We start from the raw sequence: 10,968 nt of genomic DNA, 5'->3' as shown, positions 1-10,968 counted from the left end.
TGGATGTGCATACAGGGAGCGAGGCCGGAGCTTTGTCACGGTCCCCGGGGTGATCTGCAAGCAAACGTTGAATTGGCTACATTTCCCGCATGAGCTCACAACCCAAAAATCTATCGATGGCCCAGGTTCTGATCTGCGGAGCGGCCATCGTCACCCTGTCGATGGGCATCCGCCATGGCTTTGGCCTGTGGTTGCAACCCATCACCCAGGACCAGGGCTGGCCGCGCCAGACCTTTGCCTTGGCGATCGCGATCCAGAACCTGTCCTGGGGCCTGTGCGGCATCTTTGCCGGCATGGTGGCCGACCGGCTGGGCGCCTTCAAGGTCTTGCTGGGTGGGGCCCTGCTGTATGCCCTGGGCCTGGCAGGCATGGCGCTGTCGACCAGCCCCCTGAGCTTCGCACTGACCACCGGCGTATTGATCGGCGCTGCCCAGGCCGGCACCACCTATGCCGTGATCTACGGCGTGCTGGGGCGGCAGATCTCGGCCGAGAAACGCTCCTGGGCCATGGGCGTGGCCGCCGCGGCAGGCTCGTTCGGGCAGTTCCTGATGGTGCCGGTGGAAGGTCAGCTGATTGCCCAGTTGGGCTGGAAAGAGGCCTTGCTGGCCCTGAGCCTGATGGTGTTGATGATCGTGCCCCTGGCCTTCGGTCTGCGCGAGCCGGGATTTCAGAGCGGCAGCCCCATCAAGCGCCAGCAGACGGTGGTTCAGGCCCTGACCGAGGCCTTCAAATACCCCAGCTTCCAATTGCTGATGGCGGGCTATTTCGTCTGCGGCTTCCAGGTGGTGTTCATCGGGGTGCACATGCCCAGCTACCTGAAGGACAAGGGCCTGTCGCCCCAGGTGGCCAGCTACGCGCTGGCCCTGATTGGCTTGTTCAATGTGTTCGGCACCTACATGGCCGGCACCCTGGGCCAGCGCATGGCCAAGAAGAACATCCTGGCCTTCATCTACTTCGCGCGCGCCGTGGTCATCAGCATTTTTCTGCTGGTGCCGCTGTCGCCCGCCAGCGTGTATGTTTTCGCGGCCGTGATGGGCGCGCTGTGGCTGTCCACCGTGCCGCCCACCAATGCCACCATCGCCCAGATCTTCGGTGTGCAACACCTGTCCATGCTGGGGGGCTTTGTCTTCTTCAGCCACCAGATCGGCTCCTTCATGGGGGTCTGGCTGGGCGGCTACCTGTACGACCGCACCGGCAGCTACGACATCGTCTGGTACCTGGCCATTGCCCTGGGCGTCTTCGCCGGCCTGGTGAACCTGCCGGTGCGCGAAGCCCCCATTCAACGGCCCGCCATGGCCTGAACAGCGGGTCATGCAAGCCACCCCGACCCGAGCAACAGCGCCGCACACCTGGCGCTCCCGCGCCGCCCATGCCCTCGCCTGGGTGCTGGTGGCGGGCCTGTTGGCAGCGGTGTTTGCCCTCTATGCGCAAGGTGATTTCTTATTGACACTCGCCAACCAGCTCTGGTCCTGTTTCTGAGTGCATCCGGTGGATGCCGGGCCCAGGCGACGCCAATGAATCAGAGGGGAAAGAGGGGAACAGGATGAAGACCATGGTTGTGACCGGTGCCTCCGATGGCATCGGGGCCGAAGTGGCAAGACAGCTGGCGCGCCAGCACGGCCGGGGCCTGGCCCTGGTGTTGGCCGCGCGCAGCGCCGCCAAGCTCAACGAAGTGGCCTTGCAATGCGCCAGCCATGGTTGCGACACCCTGGTGGTGCGCACCGATGTGTCGGACGAAGAAGCCTGCCGGCACCTGATCGAAGCCACGGTGGCCCGCTTCGGCCGCCTGGATGTGCTGATCAACAACGCCGGCATGTCGGCTCATGCCTTGTTCGAAGACGTGGCCGACAACGACCTGCATTGGTATGAAGACCTCATGCGCATCAACCTCTGGGGCAGCGTGTGGTGCACGCATGCCGCCCTGCCTCATCTGAAAGCCACCCAGGGCAGCATCGTGGCCGTGTCCTCGCTGGCCGGCCTGGTCGGTGTGCCGGGCCGCACCGCCTACAGTGCCAGCAAATTCGCCATGACCGGCTTCTTCGAGGCCCTGCGGGCCGAGCTGCGCCACAGCGGCGTCAGCGTCACCACCGCCTACCCCGGCGTGGTGGCCACCGACATCCGGGCCCGCGGCTACAACGCCCAGGGCAAGGCGGCCGGGCGCAGCGGGCTCAAGGAAGACAAGGCCATGACAGTCGAGGAATGCGCGCAGCTGATCCTGCGCGGCCTGGCACGGCGCGATCGCGAGGTGGTCATGAGCCTGCAGGGCAAGCTGGGGCGCTGGCTGAAGCTGCTGGCCCCGGGCCTGGTCGAAAAGATGGCCCTCAAGGCCTTGCACGACGACGTGCGCCCGGGGCATTGAACGATGGCATCTCCCCTGCTCCACAACGTCCATGGCTCAGGCCAGGCCTCTGAGTGGGTGCAACGCTGGAGCCACCTGGTGCCGCCCGGTGGCCGCGTGCTGGACGTGGCCTGCGGCGCAGGCCGCCATGCGCGCTGGTTTGCCGCGCGCGGACACCCGCTCACCCTGGTCGACCGCAACGCCGAAGCCCTGTCGGCCCTCACCGGGCTGGGCGAGGTGGTGTGCGCCGACATCGAAGGCGGCCCCTGGCCCTTCGAGGGTCGGGTGTTTGATGCCGTGGTGGTCACCCACTACCTGTGGCGCCCCCTGATGCCCACCCTGCTGGCCAGCCTGGCCCCGGGCGGGGTGCTGATTTACGAAACCTTTGCCCAAGGCCATGAAACCGTGGGCAAACCCTCCCGGCCCGACTTTCTGCTGCGAAGTGGCGAGTTGCTGCGCCATTGCGCCCCCCTGCGGGTGGTGGCCTACGAGGACGGATTCCTGCCCCAACCGGCCCGTTTCGTGCAGCGCGTCGTGGCGATTTGCGAGGCCGGACAACCCAATGCGGGTCAGCCGCGTTATGCGCTGAGCGCCCTGCCCTGAGCCCCGGCCACGCCCGGAGGCCCGGCAGCCTAGTTAGAATGCTCTTTTACCGTTTGAGACTGCGGACATGACCTCCCCAACCGGCCCTATTACAGGCAGCATCGTCGCCCTGGTGACTCCGATGCACGAAGACGGCAGCGTGGACTACCCCACGCTGCGCAAATTGATCGACTGGCACATCGCCGAAGGCACCGATTGCATCGGTGTGGTGGGCACCACGGGTGAATCACCGACGGTCAACGTCGAAGAGCACTGCGAGATCATTCGCGTGTCGGTGGAGCAAGCCGCCAAGCGCGTGCCCATCATGGCCGGCTGTGGCGCCAACTCGACGGCCGAAGCCATCGAGCTGGCCAAGTTCGCCAAGGACGTGGGCGCCGACTGCCAGCTGCAGGTCGTGCCCTACTACAACAAGCCGACCCAGGAAGGCCAGTACCGCCACTTCAAGGCGATTGCCGAAGCCGTGGGCGACCTGCCCACCGTGCTGTACAACGTGCCCGGCCGCAGCGTGGCCGACATGGCCCACGACACCGTGCTGCGCCTGACCCAGGTGCCCGGCATCGTCGGCATCAAGGAAGCCACCGGCAACATCGAACGCGCCCAATGGCTGATCCGCGAAGTGCCCAAGGGCTTTGCCGTCTACTCGGGCGATGACCCGACCGCCGTGGCCCTGATGCTGTGCGGTGGCCAAGGCAACATCAGCGTGACCGCCAACGTGGCGCCGCGCCTGATGCACGAGCTGTGTGTGGCTGCGATCGCCGGCGACGTGAAGCGCGCCATGGAGATCCAGTTCAAGCTGATGCCGGTGCACAAGCACCTGTTCGTTGAAGCCAACCCCATCCCCGTCAAGTGGGCCATGAAGCGCATGGGTCTGTGCGGCGGCGCGATGCGCCTGCCCATGACCGAGCTGACACCGGCCAACGAGCCGGTGGTGGAAGCCGCTCTGCGCGCTGCCGGCCTGATCTGACCGCCGTCGACCGACACCCTATTCCTGCCTTGGAAGGACTTCCCGTGACCCCAACCACACGACTGGGCCCTTGCAGCCTGCTCAGCCTGCTCAGCCTGTCTGTCGCCCTCAGCGCCTGCTCGTCGCTGGAGAGCGACAAAATCAACTACAAAAGCGCCACCAAGGCGCCCACACTGGAAGTGCCACCCGACCTGACGCAGTTGAGCGGCGACACCCGCTACGCCCTGGGCGGCGGCAGCAGCGTCTCGGCCACCGGTTTCCAGGCGGCCATGGGCAAGCAACCCGTGTCGGCCATCCAGACGGCAGCAAGCAGCCTGGGTGACGTGCGCGTGGAGCGCTCGGGCAACCAGCGCTGGCTGGTGGTGAAGCGCTCGGCCGACCAGCTCTGGACACCGGTGCATGACTTCTGGGTCGAAAACGGCTTCAGCCTGGTGACCGAGGACTCGCGCCTGGGCATCATGGAAACCGACTGGGCCGAAAACCGCGCCAAGCTGCCCCAGGACTGGATCCGCAACACCCTGGGCAAGGTGATCGACTCCCTGTACGACACCGGCGAACGGGATCGCTTCCGCACCCGCCTGGAGCGGAGCGCCGATGGCAGCACCGAGATCTACATCAGCCACCGCGGCATGGTGGAAACCTACACCACCAACAACAAGGACACGGCCCAGACCGCCTGGCAACCCCGCCCTGCCGACCCTGAGTTGGAAGCCGAGTTCCTGCGCCGCCTGATGGTCAAGCTCGGTGGTGGTACGGCTGAACAGGCCCGCGCCCAGACCGCTGCAGCAGCCCCCGCACCGCTGGCCCGTGCTGCCCAGGTCAACAACCTGCCAGTGGTGCAAATGGACGAAGGCTTCGAACGCGCATGGCGCCGGGTCGGCCTGACCCTGGACCGCACCGGCTTCACGGTGGAAGACCGCGATCGCGCCAAGGGCCTGTACTTTGTGCGCTACGTCGCCCCCAACCCCGACAAGAAGGAGCCCAGCTTCATCGGCAAGCTGTTCAGCAGCTCGGACACCAACACGGCCCCCGTGAAGTACCAGATCGCCGTGCGCAGCGAAGGCAATGCCACCACCGTCTCGGTGCTGGATGCCAATGGCGCACCGGAAACCAGCAGCACGGCGCAGCGCATCGTGAAGGTGCTGGTCGACGACCTGAAATAAGACCCTCCGGCCCTCTGGTCGGCACGACAGCAGGGCAGGTCCGGGTGACCTGCCCTTTCTTTTGTCTGCTGCCCGGTACGGGGCTGGCAAAGCGCCTCAGCACCTTCATTTTTCCGATGCGATTCAAGAATCTGGCCAGCGGCAGCACGGGCAATGCCACCGTGGTGGAAGCGGGCCAAGGCAGCGACTGTCGCCGGCTGCTGGTGGACTGCGGGCTGGGCATACGCCAGCTGGAAGCCCGGCTGGCCCAGGCGGGCCTGCTCGTCAGTGAGTTGCACGGCATCTTCATCACCCACGAGCACTCAGACCACATCGGCTGCGCCCTCAGCCTGTCGGCGCGCCACCATGTGCCGGTCTGGATGAGCGAAGGCACCTGGCTGGCCCTGGGCCAGCCCGACCTGGGGGACTGCCTGCGGCTGGCGCGCGATCAGCAGGTGATTGATTTCGGCAGCATGAGCCTGCACCCCTTCACCGTGCCACACGATGCACGCGAACCCCTGCAACTGCGCTGTGAAGATGGCCAGTCGCGCCTGGGCCTGCTGACCGATCTGGGCCACATCACCCCCCACGTGCTGGCCCAACTGGCCGGTTGCCAGGCCTTGTACCTGGAAGCCAACCATGACGCCGAGATGCTGAGCCGCTCGCGCTACCCGGCCTTTCTCAAGCGGCGCATCAGCGGCCCCTGGGGCCACCTGGAGAACCAGGCCAGCGCCCAGGCCCTGGCTCAACTCAAGCACCCGGCACTGCGCCATGTGGTCGCGGCCCATCTGAGCGAGCAGAACAACCAGGCCAGCCTGGTGCGGCAGACGCTGGCCCAGGCCCTGGACTGGCCCGAAGAAGCCATCGGCATCGCCAGCCCGACGCTCGGCTCGGATTGGTACAGCCTCTGAAGGGTGGTGGCCAACGACCGGATTGCGGCACCGTCAAAAAGGCATGGACGAAAAAAAGCCACCCGAAGGTGGCTTTTTTGAAGCAATGAGAAATTACTTCTTGGCAGCAGCGTCTTCAGCGGCCTTCTTGGCAGCGTCAGCAGCGGCGTCGGCAGCGGGAGCAGCCGGGGCAGCAGCAGCCGGAGCGGCAGCGTCAGCAGCCGGGGCGGCCGGTGCAGCAGCAGGAGCCTCAGCCGGAGCGGGGGCAGCAGCAGGAGCCGGTGCCGGAGCAGGAGCCGGTTCTTCCTTCTTGCCACAAGCGGCGAGGGCGGCAGCAGCGATCAGGGTCGCCAAAACGAGCGATTTCTTCATTTCAAGTTTCCTTGTTGGACAGAGAGAATTCCGTTGCGTCAGACCATCCCTACGAACGGCTCTGACTGAGCGTGCGCTGCTTTAGCCGCGCTTTTTCACTCAAATTGAAATTATAGAAGGGAAACGTCAATCCCAACAAATACTGACAAGCGGAAATCAGTGGCCTTCTGTATCTGTCACGTAAAGTTGCCGGTTGACTTCTGAGCAGACACCAGGGCTTGGCAGCGCCAGCCGGCCCGCATCATAGCCGCGCTCACAAGCCCAGTGTGGAGGCAGGGAAAGCCGGCGAGCCGTGCCGCCAACACTCGTCCAAGCTCTCACGCAGTGCGACCCGGCGTTCAGGCACCTGACTGCAGATGCCGGTGCTGCGCTGCAGATCCAGGCGCTGCAGGGCCCAGGCAGGCGACCAAAGGGCGCTGGGCCACTCGGACACGGACCGGCTGCGGCAGACCCGGGCCTCGATCAGGTGATCCCAGGTCTGACGCCAGTGCACAAAGCGGTGGTGACGCCGCTTGAGCTCTTCATAGGAGGCGGCCAGCAGCAGCATGCGGCGACCGCCGCGTGACCAGGCCGACAACGACTCGATCACGCTGCGCTCGCCCAGCGGCCAGTCCTCGAAGTTCTCATCACACAGAAACAGCTCGCGCCAGCCTTCACGGGCTGCCGCGGCCAGGGCCTGGCGGATGCGCTCGGCAAAGGCCTCACGCCCCTCGAAGCGGCCTTCGAAGGGCCAGACCGAAACCTCCCCGGCAGGGGTGGCGCTCGGCTGGCCTGGAGCCTGATCGCCAGCCATGAAACTCAAAGCCCGGTGGGCAGGGGGTGCAACCAGCCGGCCTCGCACCACTCGGTCAGCAGATCACGGGCACCGGGACTCAACCGTGCCACGTCACGTGCGCCCAGCACACGCAGACTCGCCAGTTGGCGCATCAGCGTGGCATCACGCCCGGCGGCCCGGAAGCCTTCGCCGTTGATGAAGATGTGGCGCTCATCGTGCAACATGCGGGTGCGGCGATCCAGCCGCACACCGGCCGACACGTCGGCGTCGGTGCTGGCCGCCTCGAACCAGACCTGGGGCTTGGGGTCGGTGAGGGCTTCGCCGATCACGCGGGCCAGGGCGTCGGGGTCGTTGAGCACGCGTTGCAAGGCATCGGCGGCAAATTCATGCAGGCCTTCGGGAATGGCGGCCGGGTCGGCCACGGCGGGCTGGCTGGCGTCACGGTACAGGCTCTCGCCGGCCAGATCGTCGGCATCTTCAGCCAAGCGCTGCAAGACCTCGCGGGCCAGCTCGCCCCGCTTGGGCGAGCGAAAGCCGATCGAATAGGTCATGCACTCGCCTTCGGCGATGCCATCGTGGGCGTAGCGCGGTGGCAGGTAGAGCATGTCGCCGGGCTCCAGCACGTACTCTTCCTCGGGCTCGAAATTCGCCAGCACCTTGAGCGGCGTGTCGTCGCGCAGGCTCAGGTCGGTCTGGCGGCCGATGCGCCAGCGGCGCTTGCCATGGGCCTGGAGCAAGAACACGTCGTAGCTGTCGAAATGCGGCCCCACGCCGCCACCGTTGCTGGCGTAGCTGATCATCAGGTCGTCCAGCCGGGCGTCGGGCACAAAGCGAAAGCCCTGCATCAGGTGATGCACGGCTTCGTCGTGCAGGTCCACGCCCTGTACCAGCAGAGTCCAGTCAGGCTGGTTCAGGGCCGGCAGGCTGCGCCGGGCAAAGGGGCCGGAGCGCACATCCCAGCCCGGGTGGGTCTGGCGCACCAGGCGCGACTCCACATCCTCGCGCGAAGCCAGTTCGAACAGCTCGGCCCGGTCCAGCAAGGGCTGGAAGCCCGGCACGGCCTGGCGCACCAGCAAAGGCTTGCGCTGCCAATGGCGTTTCATGAATTGCTGTGGGCTGAGGCCGCCGAGCAGCGTGAGGGGTTTGGTGATGTCCATGAGAAAAAAAGCTCCGGTCAGGCCGGAGGGTTGCTCCAAGTGGCGCGATTTTCCTACGGAACCGGCCTGGCGTTCCGTGACGCGCCGCAAGGAACATCCATGGCCGCCTCAGTGGGCGGCAAAGGCATAGCCGCTGCCGAGGCGTTTGGCCTGGTACATGGCCTGGTCGGCTGCCAGCATCAGCTCCTTCAGGGCCCGCCCGTCACCGGGTGGCAAGGCCACGCCCACGCTGACGCCCACCTGCACACGGGCCTCGCCCAAGACCATGGGCTGCGAGACCGCCTGCACCAGACGCCGCGCCAGGGCCTCCAGCTGGGCCAGATCCAGCACCTGGGCCAACAACAGCACAAACTCGTCGCCACCCAGCCGGGCCACCACATCCGATTCGCGCACGGCGCCGCGCAGGCGCGCCGCCACCTCGACCAGCACCTGATCCCCCACCTCGTGCCCCAAGGTGTCATTGATGGGTTTGAAGCGGTCCAGATCAATCATCAGCACCGCCTGCTGCCCTGGACGGTCCAGCAAACCTGTGGCGGCCTGCTCCAGCCCGTGGCGGTTGGCCAGACCGGTCAGGGGGTCGGTGGCAGCCACCAGGGCCATCTGCTCCGCATGGATGCGCAGTTCGGCCCGCTGCATCTGCAGCTCGCGCACCCGGGCGCTGAGGGCCAGGGCAAACACCACCGTCTCCGCGCACACGCCGAACTGCATGCCATTGGCCAGCCAGAACGGCAGATTGAGCCAGCCCCGGCTGATGGCGACCGTGAGAAGCACAAAGAGAAACAGCACCAGGCGCCCCGCCAGGTACCAGAAAGCCGGCCGAAAGCCGCTGCGCCAGCGCACGAAGGCCAGGCCGGTGAGCAGAAGCACACCCGCCACGGCTGAGGCCTCGAGGATGTTCTGTGCGGTCTCCATCCATCCCGCGACACCGCTGACCAGAATGGCCGCACCACACGCCACCAGACCCGATTTGACAGCCACCAGTGCAGGCCAGCGAGCCGGCGCCTCATCCGCCAGGAATGCAGCCCCGAACAAAGCACTGAAGCCCACCCACAGCGCCGGGGCCAGCACATAGCTGCGCTCGATCCACCAGGGCGAATCTGGCCAAAGGTAGTGGGCGGTGTGGCCGTTGTAGGTGGCCAGGGTCAAAAACGCGGCCACGCCGGTCAGCACGTAATACGCCGTGCTGCGGTCGCGCCAGCCCCGCACCAGGGCCAGGTTGTAGAGCACCAAGGCCAGCAGCACGCCATAGCACAGGCCGTCGAACAACAGCTTCTGCGGCCGGGTGGCGAGGTAGCGGGCCGTGTCCCAGATCTGCAGGTTCAGGGTCTTGGCGGTGTTGGTCTGCACCCGCAGGTAGACGGTGTAGACACCCGGCGCAGGCAGCCTGAGGCGCTGCGCATAGCGCTCGCTGGCCAGCGGACGGGTGCCGTAGGGCTGACTCAAGCCCGTGTAGACCGGAGGGGCCAGGGCTTCACCAGCCTGATTGAACGGGCCATGAAAGGCCAGGGCATGCATGGCCGTGCTCGGGAACAGCAGCAGCCAGTCGCCCTGCGCCTCCTGCTGCTGCACCTGCACGCGCAGCCAGAGCACCTGGTGGTCGCCCAGCGTGCGCAGCACCTGGCCAGGCTGGGTGAAGCCCTGCGAAGCCTGCACGGCCGCCAGATCGGCCTGGCCGCTCGGGTCGGCCAGCACCTGCACCTGGCCAGTCAGTGATTGCCCTTGCGGCTGGTTCTCCAAGAGCAGCGGCGAAGCCAGGCTCGGCCAAGGGGCGGCCAGCAGCCACAGCACAGCCAGCACACTGCGGCCACGCCAGCCCAGCAGGCCCCCGAGCCCGGACAGAAAAGAAAAACCCTTGAACATGCACAGATCAGCTGGTGGAGGGGATGGCCCTGTGGTGAACGGTCATGGCGAAGGCGCGGAATGCACGCCACCTGCGCCGCTCGTCATGGTAGCCCCGCCTCATGGCAGGCGTGCGAAATCCCCAGGCTGGTCACGCCTTGCACGCCGCCAGCAGGGCCCGTCGCATACACTCGGGCCCTCGACGCCGGTCGCGCCCCCTGCCCTGCAGCACCTGCAGAGCCAGCGCCCCCGGCCCCGGGCCGCCCGCAACGTGCCCGCCCCATCCCCCTTTTCACCGCATCTATCAAGGCGGACGCCATGGAAATCACTGAACAATGCGTGGTCGCACTGACCTGGACCCTGACCGACACCCTGAACGAAGAACTTGACGTGCTCGACGAGCCGGTTGACTTTCTGGTGGGCGGCGACGATCTGCTGAAGAAAATCGAAGAAGTGCTGCAAGGCCACGAGCCCGGCGCCAGCGTCAAGCTGCAAATTGAACCCGAAGAGGGTTTTGGCGAGTACAACGAAAACCTGATCTTCCTGGAGCCGCGTTCGCTGTTCCCCAAAGAGCTGGAAGAAGGCATGACCTTCGACGGCGCCGCCCTGCCCGCCGGCTGCAACCCGGACGCATCGCGTGACGCGCTCTACACCGTGACCGAGATCTACCCCGAGCACGTGGTGCTCGATGGCAACCACCCCTTGGCCGGCATCGCAATCCGCCTGCACCTGAAGGTGCACGCGGTGCGCGAGGCCACCGAAGAGGAAATCGGCAGCGGCACCGCCGGCACCGGCTTCTTCCGCGTGCAGCCGATGGCACCGGGCAACCAGCAACTGCACTGACCGGGCAGAAAAGACAAAGCCCGTGCGCCTGCCAAGGCCACGGGC

12 protein-coding genes are annotated in these 10,968 nt (G+C 66.3%); 8 read left to right on the top strand and 4 right to left on the bottom strand.

Annotated features, from left to right (window positions below; genetic code table 11):
• Positions 1–89: 89 nt before the first annotated feature.
• The 7 genes from F624_RS0110740 (at position 90) to F624_RS0110710 (ending at position 5,958) form a co-directional block, all read left to right on the top strand.
• Positions 90–1,301, top strand: coding sequence for an MFS transporter (locus F624_RS0110740; protein WP_031254696.1), 1,212 nt, complete (start codon positions 90–92; stop codon positions 1,299–1,301).
• 10 nt (positions 1,302–1,311) lie between these two features.
• On the top strand, positions 1,312–1,479 hold the full coding sequence (locus F624_RS34830; RefSeq protein WP_019574305.1) for a hypothetical protein: 168 nt from the start codon (positions 1,312–1,314) through the stop codon (positions 1,477–1,479).
• 64 nt (positions 1,480–1,543) lie between these two features.
• Positions 1,544–2,359 (top strand): SDR family oxidoreductase, encoded by an 816-nt coding sequence (locus F624_RS0110730; RefSeq protein WP_019574304.1) that lies wholly within the window; start codon positions 1,544–1,546, stop codon positions 2,357–2,359.
• A 3-nt stretch (positions 2,360–2,362) separates the two neighbouring features.
• Positions 2,363–2,941, top strand: a complete 579-nt coding sequence (locus F624_RS0110725; RefSeq protein ID WP_019574303.1) for a class I SAM-dependent methyltransferase — start codon at positions 2,363–2,365, stop codon at positions 2,939–2,941.
• Between the two features lie 67 nt (positions 2,942–3,008).
• Complete coding sequence (dapA, locus tag F624_RS0110720; RefSeq protein ID WP_031254694.1) at positions 3,009–3,905, top strand: 4-hydroxy-tetrahydrodipicolinate synthase; 897 nt, start codon at positions 3,009–3,011, stop codon at positions 3,903–3,905.
• A gap of 44 nt (positions 3,906–3,949) precedes the next feature.
• Positions 3,950–5,068: an outer membrane protein assembly factor BamC gene (gene bamC, locus F624_RS0110715; protein ID WP_019574301.1), complete on the top strand. Its 1,119-nt coding sequence runs from the start codon at positions 3,950–3,952 to the stop codon at positions 5,066–5,068.
• 116 nt (positions 5,069–5,184) lie between these two features.
• Entirely contained in the window at positions 5,185–5,958 is a 774-nt protein-coding gene (locus tag F624_RS0110710) for an MBL fold metallo-hydrolase (protein ID WP_019574300.1), read from the top strand.
• Between the two features lie 93 nt (positions 5,959–6,051).
• Here the strand turns inward: F624_RS0110710 and F624_RS34060 are convergent, their stop codons facing one another.
• The 4 genes from F624_RS34060 to F624_RS0110695 all read right to left on the bottom strand — a co-directional run bounded on the left by F624_RS34060 (position 6,052) and on the right by F624_RS0110695 (position 10,101).
• Entirely contained in the window at positions 6,052–6,309 is a 258-nt protein-coding gene (locus F624_RS34060; RefSeq protein ID WP_043425875.1) for a hypothetical protein, read from the bottom strand.
• A gap of 253 nt (positions 6,310–6,562) precedes the next feature.
• The gene (locus F624_RS0110705; protein ID WP_019574299.1) at positions 6,563–7,102 is read right to left on the bottom strand and encodes a hypothetical protein; all 540 of its coding nucleotides are present in this window, start codon (positions 7,100–7,102) and stop codon (positions 6,563–6,565) included.
• A 5-nt stretch (positions 7,103–7,107) separates the two neighbouring features.
• On the bottom strand, positions 7,108–8,241 hold the full coding sequence (locus tag F624_RS0110700) for a cupin domain-containing protein (RefSeq protein WP_019574298.1): 1,134 nt from the start codon (positions 8,239–8,241) through the stop codon (positions 7,108–7,110).
• Positions 8,242–8,349: 108 nt separating this feature from the next.
• Positions 8,350–10,101 carry a diguanylate cyclase gene (locus tag F624_RS0110695; protein ID WP_019574297.1) on the bottom strand — a complete coding sequence of 584 codons (1,752 nt, stop codon included), beginning with the start codon at positions 10,099–10,101 and terminating at the stop codon, positions 8,350–8,352.
• 297 nt (positions 10,102–10,398) lie between these two features.
• Between F624_RS0110695 and F624_RS0110690 the strand changes: the two genes are divergently transcribed.
• Entirely contained in the window at positions 10,399–10,923 is a 525-nt protein-coding gene (locus F624_RS0110690; protein ID WP_019574296.1) for an FKBP-type peptidyl-prolyl cis-trans isomerase, read from the top strand.
• Positions 10,924–10,968 lie beyond the last annotated feature (45 nt).

The sequence above is a fragment of the Curvibacter lanceolatus ATCC 14669 genome, assembly GCF_000381265.1.
Classification (GTDB): Bacteria; Pseudomonadota; Gammaproteobacteria; order Burkholderiales; family Burkholderiaceae_C; genus Curvibacter; species Curvibacter lanceolatus.
The sequence above is the reverse complement of the archived record's forward strand: the minus strand, read 5'-3'. Positions and strand labels throughout refer to the sequence as shown.